This is a genomic window from Levilinea saccharolytica (assembly GCF_001306035.1).
Lineage (GTDB): Bacteria > Chloroflexota > Anaerolineae > Anaerolineales > Anaerolineaceae > Levilinea > Levilinea saccharolytica.
Map to the genome: position 1 here is coordinate 71,238 of NZ_LGCM01000045.1, position 20,118 is coordinate 91,355.

Sequence of the window (20,118 nt, forward strand, 5' to 3'; positions counted from 1 at the left end):
GAACATAAAAAGAGGGGCTTTCTTTTGGGCGGGGATGGAGCGAGGGAAAAGAAAAAGCGCGCCTCCTGGGGTGGGCAGGGCGCGCAAAAAAACGCAAAGTGACCCTGCTCCGCAGCAGTTGGGGGTCTCCTTTGCACACTGGCAGGCGATGAGAATTGCTCCTCATGCCCTATCGTTCTCCTATCCGAGACGGAATCAGAGAATCGGAGAGTTTTCAATTGAAGCTCACTACTGTTTCATTATACAGACGAAGAGACACAAATGTCAACCGAAATTGAATCAATTTTGGTTGATCATTGCTGTCGGGCGGTATGCGGAGCAGCCTTACGCCTTCCAGGGTACAATACTATCAAGACCGCATGGACGAAGGAGGAAGAAGAGGCTCATGAGACCCTGGTACCGTTCGCTCATCAAGCCCCTGCCGCCGGAGGATTGCAACGCGGTGATCGCCGAAGTCACACCGGCGGCCTCGCCCGGTTTTGATTACTTCCTGCTGGTGGTGCTGTCCTGCAGCATCGCCACCCTGGGGTTGATTACCGATTCGCCTGCGGTGATCATTGGGGCCATGCTCGTGGCTCCGCTGATGTCGCCCATTATCGGTATCGGCCTGGCTTCGCTGACCGGCAACACGCGGCTGCTGCGCAATGCGGCCTCGGCCCTGCTGCGCGGGGCGCTTTTAGCAGTGGCGCTGGCCGCGCTGATGACCCTGCTCAATAACCTGCTGCCCTTTTTCAGCATCCAAGAGCTGCCGCGCGAGGTGATGGCCCGTACCCGTCCCAGTCCCATTGATCTGGTGATCGCCTTCGCCGGCGGGGTGGCGGCGGCTTATGCCATGACCCAGCCAAATATCTCTGCGGCCCTGCCGGGGGTGGCCATTGCCACGGCCCTCATGCCCCCGTTGTGCACGGTGGGGATTGGGCTGGCTTTGCAGCGCTGGGATGTGGCGGGAGGGGCGCTGCTGCTGTTCATCACCAACGCCGTGACCATCGCATTTGCCTCGGTTTTGGTGTTTTTCCTGCGCGGCTTTTCATCCAATTTGCGGCTAAAAAACGGCTCTCTCCCCCGCAGCCTGGTGCTTTCGGCCGCCCTCACCGGCCTGCTGCTCATCCCCCTCACCTTTTTCAGCGTCAAATTCTTCCGCGAGGCCTCCGCCAACCGCCTGATCCAATCCGTGGTCATGCGCGAGGTGGAAAATTTGAGTGGGGCGGAGCTGGTGGAACTGGAGGTGAACCGCAACGGCACCAAACTGGATATGCTGCTGACTGTGCGCACGGGATCTTCGCTGCGCTATGAGCAGGTGGTGGCCCTGCAGAAGGCCATCGTGGAGGGCCTGCATCAGCCGGTATCTTTAAAGGTCAGCCAGGTGATCGCCGAAAATTTAGATCCGCTTATCCCGCCCACGCCGACCTTCACCTTCACCCCTGGCCCCAGCCCAACTGCCACGTACACGCCCACCGCCACCGCCACGTCCCTGCCCACGGCCACCGCCCTGCCCACGCACACCCTCACACCCCTGCCCAGCGGCACACCCACGGCCACAGCTACCCCCGCCGAGGGCTTGGTGGTGCGGGTGGGGCTGCCGGAGATGCGCATCGTGCAGTTCCCTGGCGGGCCGAGCATTGGTCCTTTGCTCCCCGGACAAAAACTGACTCGGTTATACGGGCGCGAGACGTTCAACGGGCTGACCTGGGTGGAAGTGCGCGACGCAGAAGGGCGAATCGGCTGGATTCCAGAAATTTACCTGCGCCTGATCCTCCCCACTCCCACCCGCACGGTCACAGCCAGCACACCTTAGCGTTACGGCCCCGCCGCGGGACGGGCAAACACCAGGGTGTAATAGCCTTTAAAGGGGCTGCCGGGCACATAGGCATAGGCCATGCCAACCTCGGTCACTTTGGCGCTGAGGATATTGCCGCGGTGCACGGGGCTGTTCATCCACCACTCCCAGGCTCCCTGGGCGTCGCCGCCAAAAGCCGGGTCGCCCACATAGATATTTTCAGCGGCGGCAGCGGCCTTGTAGCCCTGATCGCGGATGCGCGTGTTCCAGGTGGAGCCGTTGGAGCCGGTGTGATCCACAAATTGATTGCAGCCCATATCGGCGCTGTGCACGGCGGCGGCGGCGTCTAACGCGCTTTGGCGGGTCAGCCCGGCCAACCCCTCGGCGGCGCGGGCGGCGTTGATCCAGGTCAGCAGGTTGGCTTCTGCCTGGGGGTCGGTTTGCGGGCTGCACCCCGGGGGCAAAATCACCGGGCTGTCCCCGCCCACCACGGGCACGAGTGCGCCGTTTTCATCATAGATGCTCACCCCAATTTTGACCCAAAACAGATCCTTCCCGCCGCTGTTGGTGCCAAAGCGCGTGCCGTAGGGGTCCTGGAACTGCCAGTAACCGGTGAAGGCGCCGCCGCTGGCGGGCGAAACCATGTTCACCGACACCTCCACCACCTCCCCCGGCGCAGCGGGCGGCAGGGGGTTGGTGAAGGCCGCGCCCATGGGGTCGCCGGAGTGAAATACCACCGCGTAATTGGCTCCCCAGGTACAGGTTCCCTTGTTTTGAAAGCGCCAGGTTTTGACAAAGGGCACATTTTGTTTAAAAGCGGTCCCATCGGGGATGGTGACATCCTCCAAATAAACGGCCATATCGGTGCAGCCTTTGGGCGGCAGGCTGGTGGAGGTGGGTTGGGCGGGAAGGATCTGTTTTGGGTCAAAATTGGGGTGAGCATCTATGATGAAAACGGCGCACTCGTGCCCGTGGTGGGCGGGGACAGCCCGGTGATTTTGCCCCCGGGGTGCAGCCCGCAAACCGACCCCCAGGCAGAAGCCAACCTGCTGACCTGGATCAACGCCGCCCGCGCCGCCGAGGGGTTGGCCGGGCTGACCCGCCAAAGCGCGTTAGACGCCGCCGCCGCCGTGCACAGCGCCGATATGGGCTGCAATCAATTTGTGGATCACACCGGCTCCAACGGCTCCACCTGGAACACGCGCATCCGCGATCAGGGCTACAAGGCCGCTGCCGCCGCTGAAAATATCTATGTGGGCGACCCGGCTTTTGGCGGCGACGCCCAGGGAGCCTGGGAGTGGTGGATGAACAGCCCCGTGCACCGCGGCAATATCCTCAGCGCCAAAGTGACCGAGGTTGGCATGGCCTATGCCTATGTGCCCGGCAGCCCCTTTAAAGGCTATTACACCCTGGTGTTTGCCCGTCCCGCGGCGGGGCCGTAACGCTAAGGTGTGCTGGCTGTGACCGTGCGGGTGGGAGTGGGGAGGATCAGGCGCAGGTAAATTTCTGGAATCCAGCCGATTCGCCCTTCTGCGTCGCGCACTTCCACCCAGGTCAGCCCGTTGAACGTCTCGCGCCCGTATAACCGAGTCAGTTTTTGTCCGGGGAGCAAAGGACCAATGCTCGGCCCGCCAGGGAACTGCACGATGCGCATCTCCGGCAGCCCCACCCGCACCACCAAGCCCTCGGCGGGGGTAGCTGTGGCCGTGGGTGTGCCGCTGGGCAGGGGTGTGAGGGTGTGCGTGGGCAGGGCGGTGGCCGTGGGCAGGGACGTGGCGGTGGCGGTGGGCGTGTACGTGGCAGTTGGGCTGGGGCCAGGGGTGAAGGTGAAGGTCGGCGTGGGCGGGATAAGCGGATCTAAATTTTCGGCGATCACCTGGCTGACCTTTAAAGATACCGGCTGATGCAGGCCCTCCACGATGGCCTTCTGCAGGGCCACCACCTGCTCATAGCGCAGCGAAGATCCCGTGCGCACAGTCAGCAGCATATCCAGTTTGGTGCCGTTGCGGTTCACCTCCAGTTCCACCAGCTCCGCCCCACTCAAATTTTCCACCTCGCGCATGACCACGGATTGGATCAGGCGGTTGGCGGAGGCCTCGCGGAAGAATTTGACGCTGAAAAAGGTGAGGGGGATGAGCAGCAGGCCGGTGAGGGCGGCCGAAAGCACCAGGCTGCGGGGGAGAGAGCCGTTTTTTAGCCGCAAATTGGATGAAAAGCCGCGCAGGAAAAACACCAAAACCGAGGCAAATGCGATGGTCACGGCGTTGGTGATGAACAGCAGCAGCGCCCCTCCCGCCACATCCCAGCGCTGCAAAGCCAGCCCAATCCCCACCGTGCACAACGGGGGCATGAGGGCCGTGGCAATGGCCACCCCCGGCAGGGCCGCAGAGATATTTGGCTGGGTCATGGCATAAGCCGCCGCCACCCCGCCGGCGAAGGCGATCACCAGATCAATGGGACTGGGACGGGTACGGGCCATCACCTCGCGCGGCAGCTCTTGGATGCTGAAAAAGGGCAGCAGGTTATTGAGCAGGGTCATCAGCGCGGCCAGCGCCACTGCTAAAAGCGCCCCGCGCAGCAGGGCCGAGGCCGCATTGCGCAGCAGCCGCGTGTTGCCGGTCAGCGAAGCCAGGCCGATACCGATAATGGGCGACATCAGCGGAGCCACGAGCATGGCCCCAATGATCACCGCAGGCGAATCGGTAATCAACCCCAGGGTGGCGATGCTGCAGGACAGCACCACCAGCAGGAAGTAATCAAAACCGGGCGAGGCCGCCGGTGTGACTTCGGCGATCACCGCGTTGCAATCCTCCGGCGGCAGGGGCTTGATGAGCGAACGGTACCAGGGTCTCATGAGCCTCTTCTTCCTCCTTCGTCCATGCGGTCTTGATAGTATTGTACCCTGGAAGGCGTAAGGCTGCTCCGCATACCGCCCGACAGCAATGATCAACCAAAATTGATTCAATTTCGGTTGACATTTGTGTCTCTTCGTCTGTATAATGAAACAGTAGTGAGCTTCAATTGAAAACTCTCCGATTCTCTGATTCCGTCTCGGATAGGAGAACGATAGGGCATGAGGAGCAATTCTCATCGCCTGCCAGTGTGCAAAGGAGACCCCCAACTGCTGCGGAGCAGGGTCACTTTGCGTTTTTTTGCGCGCCCTGCCCACCCCAGGAGGCGCGCTTTTTCTTTTCCCTCGCTCCATCCCCGCCCAAAAGAAAGCCCCTCTTTTTATGTTCCATCCAGTGGAGGAAGCTATGTGGATCTTACGCATTAACATGACAGACCGCACGTCCAAATGGGAAGCCGTCCCAGAACGCTTCCGTACTCTTTACGGACGCGCCCTGACCTCAAAAATTGTGGCGGAAGAAGTGCCGCCGCTGTGCCACGCGCTCGGCCCCAACAACAAACTGGTCTTTTCGGCGGGCATCGTCACCAGCACGCCGGCTCCCACCTCTGCCCGCATCTCGGTCGGCTGCAAATCGCCGCTCACCGGCGGTATTAAAGAAGCCAATGCCGGAACCTCCTGGGGACCCGATCTGGCCAGCATGCGCATTCGCGCCCTGATTGTGGAAGGTCTGCCCCAAGATACAGACAAATTCTGGGGAACCTTTATCCATTGGGATAAAGACGCTCAAAAACCGGTGGTGGAATTCTTTGACGCCAGCGAATACACCGGCAAGGATGTGTACGAATCCTACCCGATGATTTACCAGCGCTTTGAGGGCCGCATTTCTATTGCCAGCATCGGCAACGCGGGCGAATACGGCTACGGTAACTCCGGCATCGTCTTCAACGACCAGGCCAAGCGCCCCAGCCGTTACGCCGGACGCGGCGGCGTGGGTGCGGTGATGGCCTCCAAGCGGCTCAAATTCATTGTGCTGAACGAAAAAGGTTCGCCGGGTGTGGAAATTGTCGATAAGGCCCTCTTTGACGAAGGCCGCAAGAAGATGATTGACGCCATCCGCACGCACCCCATCTCCAAGCCCAAGGGCGGCCTGAACACCTACGGCACGGCTGTGTTGGTCAACATTCTTAATGAAGCGGGCGGCCTGCCCACCCGCAATTTCTCGGCGGGCCGCTTTGACGGCGCCCCCAAGACCGCTGGCGAAGCCATCTTTGAAACCAACAAAGAGCGCACCGGCAAAGAGGTGTACAACCACGCCTGTTCCCCCGGCTGCATCATCCAATGTTCCAATACCCTCTTCAACCCCGACAAGAGCGAGCGCGCTTCCTGTATCGAGTACGAATCCACCTGGGCGTTGGGCGCCAACCTGGGCGTGGACGACCTGGACGACATCGCCACCATGGTGCATCTGTGCAACGCGTACGGCCTGGACACTATCGAAACCGGCGTGACCCTGGGCGTGGCTATGGAAGGCGGGGTGATCCCCTTCGGCGACAGCAAGGGCGCCATCCAGCTGATTCATGAGATGGGCAAAGGCACGCCTACCGGCAAGATGCTGGGCGGCGGGGCCGAAGTGGCAGGCAAACTGCTGGGCGTGCGCCGCGTGCCCACCGTCAAAGGCCAGGCCATGCCCGCCTATGAGCCGCGCGCCGTGAAGGGCATTGGCATCACTTACGCCACCACCACCATGGGCGCTGACCACACCGCTGGTTACACCATCTGCCCTGAAATTTTGGGCGTCAGCGGCAAGCAGGATCCGCTCAGCCCCGAAGGCAAAGCCGCCCTCAGCCGCGCTTTCCAGGCCACCACCGCCTTCATTGACTCTTCCGGCCACTGCCTGTTCATCGCCTTCCCCATCCTCGACATCGCCAGCGGCTTCGAAGGCTTCATCCAGGAGTGCAACGGCGTGCTGGGTACCAACTGGAGCGCAGACGATGTGGTGGCTTACGGCGCCGAAGTGCTGAAGGTGGAACGCGCCTTCAACGAAGCTGCCGGCATCAAAGCCGAAGCTGACCGCCTGCCCGAATTCATGCACCTCGAACCGCTGCCCCCGCATAATCAGGTCTTTGATGTGCCGGATGAGGCTCTGGATTCGGTCTTTAAAGAAATGTAAGCTGCTGTATACCCTCCGGGAAAGGAGAGGGGCGCACCAGCCCCTCTCCTTTCCACGCGCATTTTACCGGTAGACTCAGGAGCGCTCCATGCCCAAATTGACCCCCGATGAACACGGCCGTTTTCACCTTCCAGCGGATTTTCTCAACCGCCGCCGCCTGGAGCCTCAGGCTGAATACTGGCTGGATGAGCGCGACGGCGATCTCATCCTGCACCCTCGCCGCCCAGATGTCCGCAAGCTGTATATCGAAGTCACCACCGCCTGCAATCTCAACTGCCAGACCTGCATCCGCCATTCCTGGGTGGATCCCAGCGCACACATGAAGCGCGACACCTTCGAGCGCATTTTGGCGGACCTGCCCGCTTTCCCCGCTCTCGATCAGGTGGTGCTGACCAGCTTTGGCGAACCTCTGGTGCACCCGCGCATTCTGGAGATCATCGAAAAGCTGCGCGAGCGCAATTTGATGGTCACTTTGGGGACCAACGGGCTGCTGCTGGACGACCGCATCGCCCGCGAATTGGTGCGGCTGGGGGTCAGCCAGGTGGTGGTTTCCATTGACGGCATCCAGCCGGACACCTATGCGGATGTGCGCGGGGCGCAGCTGGCCGAGGTGCTGGAAAATATTCAGCGCCTGAACGAAGCCAAGCGTCAGGCCGGGGCGGTTCAGCCCACACTGGGGGTCGAATTTGTGGCCATGAAAAGCAATGTGGCCGAGCTGGACAGCCTGGCCGAGTTGGCCGGACGGCTGGGGGTGGCGCGCGCGGTGGTTTCCAACGTGCTGCCCTACACGGCGGAGATGAACCAGGAAAAGCTCTACGGCTATGAACCCATCGCGCCGCTCAAATCCGGCGGGTGGCCGGTGCGTTCGGACGCCTGGATGAAATGGGGCATCACCGAGCTGCCGCGCATGCACTGGGGGGGCGAGCCCCACTGCCGCTTTGTCCACGATTATTCCATCGTCATCGGCTGGGATGGGGGCGTTTCGCCCTGCTATGCCCTGTCGCACAGCTATCACTACTACACCATTGACGGCATCGAAAAAGAGGTGCGCCGCCACACCTTCGGCAATGTGCACCAGTCGTCTCTGGCGGATATTTGGATGAGCGAGGAGTACACCCGCTACCGCAGCGCCGTGCGTGCCTTTCATTTCCCCTCCTGCCCCGACTGCGACCTGCGCGAGACCTGCGATCTGCGCCTGGAAAACAATGCCTGTTGGGGGCCGAACCCCTCCTGCGCCGACTGTCTGTGGGCGCAGGATATTGTCCGCTGTCCGTGAGGCCTGAACTGTGCAAGTTTATGTGCGCCTGTTCGCTACCTTACGCCGCTTCGTGCCCGAAGCCAAAATCGGCGTGACCCTCTCGCTGGAGCTGCCCGAAGGGGCGCGGGTGCGCGACGTCATGGCCCATTACCGCCTGCCGGAAGACGAGGTCAAGCTGGCCTATGTCAACGGCATTTATCAAGAGCCGGATTTTGTCCTGCACGATCAAGATGAAATTGGGCTGTTTCCACCCGTTGGAGGAGGCTAACCCAGTATGAAACTGGATGTGTGGTTGTATGGGGTGCTGCGTAAATATGGGACGGATCCCAGCCAGATCGGCTTTGCCCGGGTCAATGCTGAATTGCCCGCGGGAGCCAGTATGGGCGACCTGCTAGCGATGCTGCACCTGCCCACGCAGGAGCGCGGCATCACCTTTGTTAATGGGAATCTCTCGGCCCTGCCGGGTTTCCAGCCGGATCTGGGACATGTCTTTGAAGACGGCGACCGCGTGGCCTTGTTTGATCTCAAATCCATGTGGCCTTTCCAATACCGCAACGGGGCGGCCATGACCGAGGCCATGCGTCAGGCTGTGGCTGAAAACCCGGAAAGCCTGCTGCATCACCAGCATGGGGATGAAGACTCGCGGGGCGAAGATCAGGAACAATAACCGCTTTTGGGGTTAATAAGCTCACTAGAGAAACACGCCCAAACGCGCTATAACCCTTGTAATGACCACCGTTCAGGGGCTGCGCATGGAATCATCCGTTTTTTCTTCAGAGGACATCAACCAGTTTGCCCGCGAGCTGAAAGCTATCAGCGAGCCAAACCGGCTGCTGCTGCTGGAAAAGATCATCGAGGGGGTACAGTCGAACCACGACCTGGGAGAAGCGCTGCAAATTGCGCCCAATTTGATCTCGCACCATTTGGGAGTGCTGCGTGAAGCCGGTTTGGTGACGGTGGAACGCGACGCGCACGATGCGCGCTGGGTGTACTATTCACCCAACCCGGAGGCGCTGGAGAATTTGCGTCAGGCCTTTGGGGCTTTTTGCGACCCGCAGCGCATCCAGCCGCGCTGTCCCATGGGCGGGCCGCAGGCCGAAGACGGCCCGGATTAGGTCGCACCCCGCCGCGCGTTACGGCTGCTTCACGGGAACCAGCCAATAGTCCTGATCGTCCCCTTCCGCGGTCCAACCCACCAGCCCGCTGCCGTCGGCCTGCACCTTCCACCACAGCCAATTCCCCGCGCACACCGGCCCTTCCAACAGCACCATGCCGTCCCCTGGGGCAATCTCCCCGATGATCTTGGAACCCAGGCTGGGTTCAGAGCGCACGCGGTTGGGCAGGGGCGGTTCGTCCTTCACCACGGCGCGCCCGCCCACCTGCAGGCGGGTGGGTTTGGCCGGTTTGCAGGATGGGCCAGGCCGTTCGCGCGGCAAGGGCGTGGGGGTGGCGGGCTGCTTGGGGCCGGTGGAGATGACGGCTTCCAACTGGCCGCTCTGAACGTTCACGCGGTACAGCTCGGCTTCTGTGCGGTTCTCCAGCCACAGCGCACCGGCGGCGTACTGCACGCTTTCCATGCCGTCGCGAATCTGCACCGTGCGCTGAAGATCCCCGCGGGCGGCGTCCAATTGCACCAGTTTCCCGCTGCGCAGCACCACCCACAGCGAGCCGTCCACGGCCAGCAGATCCAGGGGGTTATCGTTCTCCTGCGCGCCCACGGGCAGCAGGCGCACCATGCGGCCGGTGAGGGGGTCCAATTCATACACAAAGCGCGAGCGCGGGTCCATGGAAAGCGCCCACAGCCCCAGCGGGCCGCGCGCCATGCGGGCGAACTGGTGTACCGCCGCGGGTGAATCCACCGCGGAGGGCAGGGTGATCAGCTGGCCGTTGGTCAAATCCACGCGCTGCAGCTGGGTGTGCACGCTGAACCATTCCAGAGTCCATAAAAAGGGGTCTTCGATCAGAATCTGCATGGGCACCGAATAGCGCCGCGAATAGCCCATCTCCTGGCCGGTGGCAGCATCCAAACGCAGCAGGCCGCCCGGCAGGCTGTAATCCGGCTCATCCGGGGCGCGCGTGCCGGTGAGCGGCTCGGCCACCCCCACCCACACCACCCCGCGGCCCACCGCCAGGCTGACGGCGCTGCCCTGCGCCACGGGGAAGCGACCGATCACATCTGGGCGGCCGGGATCCATGCGCACCACATGGCTGCGCTCCTGCCAGCCCTGTTCCAGCGCCCAAACGCTGCCCTCGCCCGCCGCCACCAGGGCGGGGACGCCGTTCAATTCCACCACGCCGTCCACCTGATTGCTGGCGGGGTCCACGCGCAGGACGGTCATTTCAGCTTCGTTCACCGTCCACACCCAGGACTGCGGGTCGGCTGTGGGGGCCGGGGTGGGGCTTTCCTGGGGCTGTGGGGGGAGGCTGTTTGGCGGCTGGGTGACGGGTCTGGTTTGGGCAGGGGGCGCGGTGGGCGCGTCCTCCGGCCAGGGGACGCTGGGGACGCAGCTGGCCGCCAGCAGGCAGGCCGCCAGGGAGAGGATCAGGGTTTGGAGGGGGGATTGTTTGGGCATACGACCATTGTACACAAAGCCCGCGGTGCGATCAATTTTCTAGATGACCTAGATTAAACCTTAAATCTAATCATCCGCAGATTTCGCAGATTTCGCAGATAAAACCAATAACCTAATCATCCGCAGATTACGCAGATGACGCAGATGAAACCTTAAACCTATTGATCCGCAGATTACGCAGATGACGCATATAAAACCGTAAATCTATTGATCCGCAGATTACGCAGATTTCGCAGATGAAACCATAAATCTATTGATCCGCAGATGGTGGGGAGAACACTCTTTTAGAGCAGGGAGCGCGCACGACGTTTGGGGCTTGCATGTCCGGCAGCGCGAGTCTATAATTCCCAAGGCGCTCTCTGGAGGGGCGCTGCGCATGACGGCTGTGGACGAGATCAAAGCGCGTTTGGATATCGTGGACCTGGTCTCCGAATCGGTGAAGCTGCGCCGGTCTGGCAAGAGCTACACCGGCTTCTGCCCCTTCCATCCAAACACGCGCACCCCTGCCTTTGTGGTCTTCCCCGATTCAGGCACCTGGCGCTGCTTCGGCCAGTGCAACGAGGGCGGCGACATCTTCAAATACGTTATGAAGAAAGAGGGCTGGGATTTCAGCCAGGCCCTTGAATTTCTGGCTCAGCGCGCGGGCGTCACCCTCGAAGCGCGCACCCCCGAACGCGAAGCCGCCGATGAGCAGAACGACCGCCTGCGCGATCTGCTGGAGCAGACCGCCGCATTTTTCAACCACCACCTGCTGCACAGCGACGCCGGGCGCCCCGCCCTGGACTATTTACATAAGCGCGGGCTGACCGACGAGACCATCCAGACCTTTGGGCTGGGCTACGCCCCCGCCAGTTGGGACGCCGCCCGCCAGCATTTCATGGCCCTGGGCTTCAGCCAGGCCGAGATGCTGCAGGCCGGCCTGCTGAGCGAATCGCCCGACACCGGTCGGGTGTACGACCGCTTCCGCAACCGCGTGACCTTCCCCATTCGCGATTCGCGCGGGCGCATGACCGGCTTCGGCGCGCGCATTTTGGACCCCAACGACATCCCCAAATTCCTCAATTCGCCGCAAACGCCCCTGTTTGACAAGGGCAGCCTGCTCTACGCCCTCGACCTGGCCCGCAAAGACATCCGCGTCAAGGATCAGGCGGTGATTGTGGAAGGCTATCTGGATGTCATCGCCCTGCACCAGGCGGGTTTCCGCAACACCGTCTCCCCCATGGGCACGGCCCTGAGCGAGGCTCAGCTGCACCTGCTCAAACGCCTCACCCGCCGCATCGTCCTGGCCTTGGATGCCGACGCCGCCGGTGAAAAAGCCACCCTGCGCGGGCTGGAGATTGCCCGTCAGGCTCTGGATCACGAAACCGAGCTGGTTTTTGATGCCCGCGGGCTGATCCGGCAGGAGGCTCGCCTCAGCGCGGATGTGCGCGTCACGCGCCTGCCCCCCGGCATGGACCCGGATGAGGTGGTGCTGCGCAACCCGGCGGAGTGGCAGGCCATTTTGGATGCGGCTCAGCCCATTGTGGTGCACGTGATGGATACCCTGGCCGCTGGCCGCGATCTGGACGACGCCAAAGTCAAGAGCGAAATTGCTGCCCAGGTGCTGCCCCTGGTGGAGGACGTGCCCGATATGGTGGAACGCGAGGCTTACCGCCAGCGCCTGGCGCGCCTGCTGCGTGTGGACGAGCGTTCCCTGCTGGGCGGGCGGCCTGCTGCGCGTCCAGCCCCCTCTGGCCGCCGCCGCAAGTCCTCCCCGGCCCAAAGCGCCCGCCCGCAGACCCCCGTGCTGCTGCCCACCTCGGCCCTGCGCGCCCAGGAGTTGGAACATCATATCCTGCGCCTGCTGATGCGCCAGCCCGAAACCCTGTTCCTGCTCAACCGCCACCTGCATGCCTCCAAGCTGCCCCCCCTGGCCCCCGAAGATTTTGAGCGCGGCGATTTTCAGACCCTTTCGCGCCTGCTGCTGCAAGGGGTGGAGCAGGATCAAATGGACGCCCATCACTATGTGCGCGAACACGCGCCGGAGAGCCTGGGCGAAACCCTGGAGGATATGCTCCGCCCGCTGCCCTTTGGAGAACCCACCGCCGAAGAGTGTCTGGAAGACCTGGCCCGCTCGCTGCTCAGCCTGCGCCTGGTGCGCATCAACAGCGCCATTGATCAAATTCAGCTCATGCAGCGCGATCTGGAAGAGCAGGGCGACGACAGCCTGCGCACCTATTACGCCATTGTGGTGCAGTATCACCGCACCCGCCAACTGCTGGACAGCGCCCTGCAAAAGCCAATCCAGCCCGATTAAATCCTTTACAAAGTGTTATGGTATAGTTAAGCCATGCCGCGAAAACGAACCGCTTCCGAAACTCCCCCTACCCCTGCGAAGCCCGGCCAGCGCAAAAAAGCGCCCGCCGCCGGTCAGGCCCGCCGCCCAGCACGCGCCGGTGCAAAAGCCGCCGCCAAGCCAAAAACCGCCCTGGGTGACGAAGAGATTCTGGAAAAAGAAGAGCCCGATGAGCAGTCTCTGGCCCAAACCAGCGAAGATTGGGCCGAAGTGGGGTTGGAAGACCCGTTAAACATTCTGGAAGACCCCAATCTGGCGGTGGAACTGTCTGAGGACCCCGTCCGCCTCTATTTAAAAGAGATCGGGCAGATCAACCTGCTGGACGCCGACAGCGAATTCCGCCTGGCCACGCGCATTGAGGCTGAACAGGTGCTCATCGTACTGCGCAAGCGCGTGCAGCCCACGGCTGGCGTGGCGGGGCACTACCTGAGCGTATATACGGCCGTGGTGGAAGAGCTTTTGGCCAGTTGGACGGCTGCCCAGGAGGCTATGATTCAATCGCGGCAGGATCTGCCGGATTTAAGCCTGATGCTTTCCGAAGCGCAGATGCTGCGCCGCCAATGGCACAGCGAGACGCCTTCGTACCTGCGCCACTTTTTGGATAACGGCCAATGGGGCAAAGACGCCGCCTGGGAAACCCTGGTGCGGCTGCTCTTCGCGGTGTTTATTCACCTGTACCTGTTCCCCACCTATAAGGCCGCTGAGCTGCTCAGCTACCTGCAAAAGGAAGGCACTTTGCCGGATCTGGCCTTCTTTGAGGCCAATCCGCCCACCGAATCGCAGATTGAAATTGACCTGGAAGAAATCCGCTGGCGGGCCGAAGAAGCCAACCAGACCCTCATCCGCGCCAATCTGCGCCTGGTGGTCAGCATCGCCAAACGCTACCTGGGGCGCGGCATCTCTTTCCTGGATCTGATCCAGGAGGGCAATTTGGGGCTGCTGCGCGCGGTGACCAAGTTTGACCCCACCCGCGGTTTCAAGTTCAGCACCTACGCCACCTGGTGGATTCGCCAATCCATCAGCCGCTACATCGCCGAACAGGCGCGCACCATCCGCATCCCTGTGCACCTCTTTGAGGCCATCACGCGCCTGCTGCGCGTGCAGCGCTCGATGGTGCAGGGGTTGGGGCGCGAGCCTACCCAGGAAGAGCTGGCCGTCGAAGCCGGTATGCTTTCGGATGCGGACACGGCCGAGGTCATGCGCAGCCGCGCTGAGGGGCTGCCGCTGGATCCTGAGCTGCAGCGCCGCCTCACCTGGGCTTCTGCCAAGGTGCAGCGCATTTTGCAGTCGGCGGAGGAGCCGGTTTCGCTGGAGCGCCCTGTGGGTGACGAAGACAGCAGCCAGCTGAGCGATTTCATTGAAGATGACGACGCCCTGGAACCGATGGACGCCGCCGCCCGCGAGATGCTGCGTGAACAGGTGCAAAACGCCCTGGCGGCCCTTTCGGAGCGCGAGCGCCAGGTGTTGGAGCTGCGCTTTGGGCTGATTGACGGCAAGGATCACACTCTGGAAGAGGTCAGCCGCTATTTCAACGTGACCCGCGAGCGCATCCGCCAGATTGAGGCCAAGGCCCTGCGCAAGCTGCGCCACCCCACCCGCAGCCGGCATCTGCGCGAATATTTGATCTGATTTTGTCCTCTCAAAGCCGCACTTCACCGAGAGTGCGGCTTTTTTATCGCCTGCGGTGGGTCAATTTGCAGATTTGTAATGTTGGCTTGCACTTAGCGGGCATACAATTAAAGATGGTTGGGCGGGCGCGGGAATGAAATGGGCGCGGGAATGTAATGGGCGCGGGAATGTAATGGGCGCGTCTCAGACGCGCCCCTACGACGCGCCCCTACGACGTGCGCCTACGACGTGCCCCTACGACGCCTGACGGCGGTTTGCAATGACAAATGGCTATGATTTGCAGCACCCACCTTGGATACCCCGCGCCCAACGCGCGCGATATGATCAGCTTGATCATTCTATCTAACCTGTGAGGGGTCATGAAAACTTCCCTGCTGCGTAAAGCCGTGCTCTTTGGAGCTCTGGCCGCCCTGCTTTTCTCTACCATCAACGTATCCGCCCAGCCGCAGCCCGCGGCAGGCCCAGCGCAAGCCGCCTTGCCCACCTGGGTGCTGGAGATGGATCTGCCCATCCCGCAGGCCGAAGCCGAGGAGCGCGGCGGGGCTGAGGCCGCCCGCCAGATGCTCTACGACCTGGCCGCCGAGCGCGCGGACGGTTTCGCGGCCTCTCTGGCCGTCAGCAGCCCGCGTGAAACTGCGGAAGGCTGGGAATATACCCTGCGCATGGAAGGGCAGAGCGATTTCGAGGCCCTGCGCCAATTGCTTTACGCCCAACTGGGCAGCGAGTTTGACTTCTTGGGCGGGCCGATTGACCTGAGCCTGGCGCTGCCCGAAGGCAGCGTGCGCCGGGTGGAGTTGCTGTTGGAAAGCCGCCCCACCACCGGCTACGCCTGGGATCTGACCGCCAGCGCGCAGGAAAGCTGGGCTTTGCGCCAGCCGCCGCAGAACGCCTACCGCAGCGGCTCGCTGGGCGCGCCCGCCGTGAGCACCCTTTCCATTAAGGCAGCTGGGTTTGGCGGCCGCCCGCTGAGCTTGCAGTACCGCCGTTCTTTCGAAGCCCAAAACGCCACCCGCCGCCTGTGGATCGAGGCCGCGGCCTTGCCCGAAACCCTCAACCTGACCAGCCCGCTGCCCGCCCCCGATTTCTCCGTGCCTCCGCTGACCGCGCCGGCCGCGAAACCTTCGGTTGAAGCCCAGGACGGGGACAGCATCCGGTCCCTTCCCGCCTCTTTCGATTGGCGCACCCAGGGGGTGGTCACCGCTGTGCGTAACCAGGGCGGCTGCGGCAGCTGCTGGGCCTTTGGCACTGTTGGACCGTTGGAATCAGCCCTGCTGATCCATGAAAACCTCACCACCGATCTTTCTGAGCAGTACCTGGTATCCTGCAACCAGAGCGGTTGGAGCTGCAGCGGCGGCTGGTGGGCGCATGACTATCACATGGATACCTACGGGGCCAACAGCAACCCCCCCGGCGCGGTGTTGGAATCGGCCAAGCCCTACACCGCCACCAACGGCACCTGCGGCGCGGTGTATAACCACCCCTATACGCTTTACAGTTGGAACGAAGTGGATCCCTATGCCTATATCCCTTCGGTCGAAAAGATCAAGCAGGCCATTTATGAATACGGTCCCATCAGCGCCAGTGTGTGCGCCGAGGGCTTTGGCGGCTATTCTAACGGCGTGTTTGACACCAATTACACCTGTTACAACAGCAGCGGGCAGGAGGTGGCTGTTAACCACGGCATCGTCCTGGTGGGCTGGGAAGACGCCACCCAAAGCTGGATTTTACGCAACTCCTGGGGCACCACCTGGGGCGACAGCGGCTACATGCGCATCCGCTGGGGGGTGAACAACGTCGGCTACGGCGCGGCCTACATCCTCTATGAGGAGCCTCCCGCTCCCAGTAATGACGATTTCGACTCGCCGGAGCTGATCCAGAGCTTCCCCTACACCCACACCCAGACCGTGGACAGCGCCTCCACCGCCGCCGACGACCCCATCATGGCCTACGGCATCAAAGGCTACAAGACCCTCTGGTTCCGCTACACCCCCAGCCAGGACGGCACCCTCACCGTGGACACTCAGGGCAGCAATTATGACACCATGCTGGGGGTGTGGACGGGCAGCCGTGGCAGTTTGACCCTGCGGGCGTTTAATGATGACATCACTTCGGGCTCCAACCTACAGTCGCGTGTGGAACTGGCCGTCACCGCAGACACCCCCTACCAGATTGAGGTCGCCAATTACAGCGATGCCGGCGGTTCGCTGACCCTTAACGCCAGCTTTGTGCCCGCTGGGGCTCCTTGTTACACCCTGAGCGCCAGCGCCAACCCCGCCCTGGGCGGCAGCGTGCAGGCCAACCCCGCCCCCAACTGCGGCAGCAAATACACCGAGGGCACCGTGGTGACCCTCAGCGCCAGCCCGGCGGACGGCTACACCTTCACCAGCTGGGGCGGCGACGCCAGCGGCACGGAGGCCACCGCCAGCGTGACCATGAACGCCGCGCGCACGGTGAGCGCCCAATTCACCGCCGAACCCGCCGCCCCCAAGGACTGGACCTTCATGGTCTTCCTGGACGGCGACAACAACCTGGAGCCTTACGCCATCGCGGACTTTTTGGAGATGTCAGCGGTGGGTTCCAACGCCGATCTTAACATCGTGGTGCAGATGGACCGTATCAGCGGTTACGACACCACCTACGGCAACTGGACCGACACGCGCCGTTTCTACGTCACCCCCGGCATGACCCCCCTGGCCGCCAACGGCACCAGTTTGGGCGAGGTGAACATGGGCAGCCCCGAGGCGCTGACCGATTTTATCTCCTGGGCGGTCACTAATTACCCCGCAGAACATTACGCCGTGGTGCTGTGGGATCACGGCGACGGCTGGCTGCAGGCTTCTCCCGAAGTGGTGCTCAAATCCATTCTGAGCGACTCCACCGACGGCGACCATCTGCAAATGCCGGAGCTGCGCCAGGTGCTTTCGGCCGCGGCGGCTCAAATCGGGCATCCCATAGATCTGCTGGGCTTTGACGCCTGCTTGATGGCCATGACCGAAGTGGATAACCAGATCATCCCCTACGCTTCGGTGCGCGTGGGCTCAGAGAAAACCGAACCCGGCAACGGCTGGCCCTACACCCCCATCCTCAGCGCCATCACCAGCAACCCGGCCATCACCGCCGCTGCTTTGGGAACCCAGATTGCGGAGAGTTACTACACCTCCTACTTGAATTCCGAAACCCAGGCGGCGGTGGACCTGGGTGCGCCCTACACCGCCCTGAACACCGCCACGCACAACCTGGCCCAGGCGCTCATCACGGCCGCGCCCGACCACGCCGGGGAGATCATGGAAGCCCGTCTGGCCGCCCTGGAATTTGACCTGGACGGTTACATTGACCTCTACGATTTCGCCGCCCAGGTGCAGGCTAAGGTGACGGACACGGCGGTGCAAAACGCCGCCCAGGCCGTGCAGACGGCCGTCAGCGCGGCGGTCATTCACAACCGCGCCCAATACGCCGCGGCGCACGGAATCAGCATTTTCTTCCCCGTCCGCGAAACCTCGTCCATCATCCATTACGACGGCTCGGCGGGTATCTTGCAGTTCACCGCCAACACCGCCTGGGATGAATGGCTGCACACCTTCTACGACACCCCTCTGCCGGCCCCGGCCAACGACCTGCCGGCCAACGCCGCGGTCTTCACCACCCTGCCCTACACGGCCAACCAGGTCACCTACGGGGCGGGGGTTGAAGATTCCGGCGCCGCCAACGACAATACCATCCCCATTTCGGCCACCGTCTGGTACAAATTCACCGCCTACGCCAGCGGAACCACCACCGTCCACACCAGCGGCAGTGATTACGACACCGTTCTGGCTTTGTTCCGCATGGAAAATGACAGCCTGGTGAAAATAGGTGAGAATGACGACGTCAGCAGCAGCGACCCCACCTCGCGCATCTCCTTCCAGGCCGCGGCCGGCAGCACCTATTACTTCCGCATCGGCGCGTACGGCCTGAATGGGGTGGGCGGTGCGCTGAAATTCAGCGCGAGCGGCCCGGCCTTGGAATGTTACACCCTCACCACCAGCGTTCAGCCGCTGGAGGGCGGGCAGGTGCAGGTCAGCCCTGAGCCCAATTGCCCTATTGCAGGCAAATATCTGAAGAACACCACCCTCACCCTCACCGCCGTGCCCGCGGAGGATTACCGCTTTGGCGGCTGGAGCGGCACGTATCAGTCCCTTAACAACCCCTTCCAGGTGATTTTGAACAGCGACGCCGCCGTGACGGCCGCCTTTGGCCTGCCTCCGGATAACGACACCCCTGCGGGGGCGGTGCTGCTGGAAACGCCGGGCGGGATTCGCGAATCGCGCTTTGTGCAGTCGGTGGATTTTGCCACGGCTGACCCGGGCGACCCCACCTACACCATCCAGAAGAAACCATTCCAGGGCTACCGCACCGTCTGGTATCAGATTTCACCTTTCGCCAGCGGGACGCTGAAGGTGAATACCTTCGGCAGCGACTACGACACGGTTTTGGGGGTGTGGACGCGCACCGCGGACCAATGGACGCGGGTGGCATGGAATGACAACCGCCCCAACCAGAAGAAGAATTCTTCGGTGAGCCTGACGGTGAACCCGGGCACGACCTACTATGTGGAAATTGCCGCCAAGAGCGACACCGCCAAGAACCTGGTGGTCAGCACCAAATTCACGCCGCGCAAGGCCTCCAACAACCTCATCGCCTACGGCCGCCTGGTGCGCGACAGCCTGACGGGAACGGATTTCCAGCGCAGTGACGACGTGTACGCCGCCACCACCAGCCTGCTCGACCCGGTTTTCCCCGGTATCGGCCAGGGCCAGCGCAGCGTGTGGTACCGCTTTACCCCACTGCGCAGCGGCACGCTGACCGTCAGCACGGAGGGCAGCCAGTATGATACCCTGTTGGGGGTGTGGTACGGCTCGCGCAGCGCCCCGCAGCTGGTGGCCTGGGATGACAACGGCGGCGCGGAGGGCACTTCCCGCCTGTCGGTGGATCTGGTCGGCCGCGTCACGTATTATATCGAAGTGGCCGCCGCCCCTGGCGCGCTGGGCTCGAATCTGAACTTCCAACTCCAGTTTGCGCCCGCCGCGGCGCTGACCGAGAACCATTACGAAGCCGACCTGGGGAACCTGACCACCCTGGGGCTGTGGGAGGACAGCGGGGCTTTGCTGACCTCTTCGGCCCCGCGCGCCAGCGCCGGGTTGAATTTTGAGGGCCGCCAGATCCGCCTGGCCTACAGCCGCCTGCCCCTGGGGCTGGGCAAGCTGCGCGTCAAGGTGGACGGCGTGACCCTGACCACCCTGAATCAATCCAGTTCGCTGGTGCAGGAGGACGGCCTGGTATGGACCAGCAAGCTGCTCAAAGCCGGGGAGCACACCCTCACCCTGGAAAGCGTCAGCGGTGAGGTTAACCTGGATTGGATCGAGGTGCTGCCGTAGCGGGCTGAGGCAGCGCAAAAATGAGCGTAAGGGCGAGGTACTACCTCGCCCTTACGGGGTTAATCCGCGAAATTTATTCATGATTCCATTTCCCTTGTATGTGAAAATTGC

The 20,118-nt window shown here is 62.4% G+C and carries 13 protein-coding genes; 10 read left to right on the forward strand and 3 right to left on the reverse strand.

What is annotated here, in order from left to right; genetic code table 11:
• Window positions 1-385: 385 nt before the first annotated feature.
• A complete protein-coding gene (locus ADN01_RS19320; protein ID WP_062417346.1) occupies window positions 386-1,795 on the forward strand; it encodes a DUF389 domain-containing protein in 1,410 nt (469 codons plus the stop codon).
• Between the two features lie 2 nt (window positions 1,796-1,797).
• Here the strand turns inward: ADN01_RS19320 and ADN01_RS13185 are convergent, their stop codons facing one another.
• A complete protein-coding gene (locus tag ADN01_RS13185; RefSeq protein ID WP_075071196.1) occupies window positions 1,798-2,637 on the reverse strand; it encodes an NBR1-Ig-like domain-containing protein in 840 nt (279 codons plus the stop codon).
• A 39-nt stretch (window positions 2,638-2,676) separates the two neighbouring features.
• Here ADN01_RS13185 and ADN01_RS13190 point away from each other — a divergent pair, with 39 nt between their 5' ends.
• Window positions 2,677-3,219: a CAP domain-containing protein gene (locus tag ADN01_RS13190; RefSeq protein ID WP_075071197.1), complete on the forward strand. Its 543-nt coding sequence runs from the start codon at window positions 2,677-2,679 to the stop codon at window positions 3,217-3,219.
• A 2-nt stretch (window positions 3,220-3,221) separates the two neighbouring features.
• On the opposite strand, the gene ADN01_RS19325 is transcribed toward ADN01_RS13190, so the two are convergent.
• Entirely contained in the window at window positions 3,222-4,631 is a 1,410-nt protein-coding gene (locus tag ADN01_RS19325; protein ID WP_062417346.1) for a DUF389 domain-containing protein, read from the reverse strand.
• A gap of 403 nt (window positions 4,632-5,034) precedes the next feature.
• On the opposite strand from ADN01_RS19325, the gene ADN01_RS13205 reads away from it, so the two are divergent.
• The 5 genes from ADN01_RS13205 (at window position 5,035) to ADN01_RS13225 (ending at window position 9,171) form a co-directional block, all read left to right on the forward strand.
• A complete protein-coding gene (locus ADN01_RS13205; protein ID WP_062417347.1) occupies window positions 5,035-6,798 on the forward strand; it encodes an aldehyde ferredoxin oxidoreductase family protein in 1,764 nt (587 codons plus the stop codon).
• Window positions 6,799-6,886: 88 nt separating this feature from the next.
• Complete coding sequence (locus tag ADN01_RS13210) at window positions 6,887-8,074, forward strand: tungsten cofactor oxidoreductase radical SAM maturase (protein WP_062417348.1); 1,188 nt, start codon at window positions 6,887-6,889, stop codon at window positions 8,072-8,074.
• 10 nt (window positions 8,075-8,084) lie between these two features.
• Window positions 8,085-8,324, forward strand: a complete 240-nt coding sequence (locus ADN01_RS13215; protein ID WP_062417349.1) for a MoaD/ThiS family protein — start codon at window positions 8,085-8,087, stop codon at window positions 8,322-8,324.
• Between the two features lie 6 nt (window positions 8,325-8,330).
• Window positions 8,331-8,723: a MoaD/ThiS family protein gene (locus ADN01_RS13220; RefSeq protein WP_062417350.1), complete on the forward strand. Its 393-nt coding sequence runs from the start codon at window positions 8,331-8,333 to the stop codon at window positions 8,721-8,723.
• 61 nt (window positions 8,724-8,784) lie between these two features.
• On the forward strand, window positions 8,785-9,171 hold the full coding sequence (locus ADN01_RS13225; protein WP_201778685.1) for an ArsR/SmtB family transcription factor: 387 nt from the start codon (window positions 8,785-8,787) through the stop codon (window positions 9,169-9,171).
• Between the two features lie 18 nt (window positions 9,172-9,189).
• On the opposite strand, the gene ADN01_RS13230 is transcribed toward ADN01_RS13225, so the two are convergent.
• Window positions 9,190-10,629 (reverse strand): SH3 domain-containing protein, encoded by a 1,440-nt coding sequence (locus tag ADN01_RS13230; RefSeq protein WP_075071195.1) that lies wholly within the window; start codon window positions 10,627-10,629, stop codon window positions 9,190-9,192.
• A gap of 376 nt (window positions 10,630-11,005) precedes the next feature.
• Between ADN01_RS13230 and dnaG the strand changes: the two genes are divergently transcribed.
• From dnaG to ADN01_RS13245, 3 genes are all read left to right on the forward strand, one after another.
• Window positions 11,006-12,925, forward strand: coding sequence for a DNA primase (gene dnaG, locus ADN01_RS13235; protein WP_062417353.1), 1,920 nt, complete (start codon window positions 11,006-11,008; stop codon window positions 12,923-12,925).
• Window positions 12,926-12,958: 33 nt separating this feature from the next.
• Window positions 12,959-14,593 carry a sigma-70 family RNA polymerase sigma factor gene (locus ADN01_RS20260; RefSeq protein ID WP_062417354.1) on the forward strand — a complete coding sequence of 545 codons (1,635 nt, stop codon included), beginning with the start codon at window positions 12,959-12,961 and terminating at the stop codon, window positions 14,591-14,593.
• Between the two features lie 359 nt (window positions 14,594-14,952).
• A complete protein-coding gene (locus ADN01_RS13245; RefSeq protein WP_062417355.1) occupies window positions 14,953-20,007 on the forward strand; it encodes a clostripain-related cysteine peptidase in 5,055 nt (1,684 codons plus the stop codon).
• Window positions 20,008-20,118 lie beyond the last annotated feature (111 nt).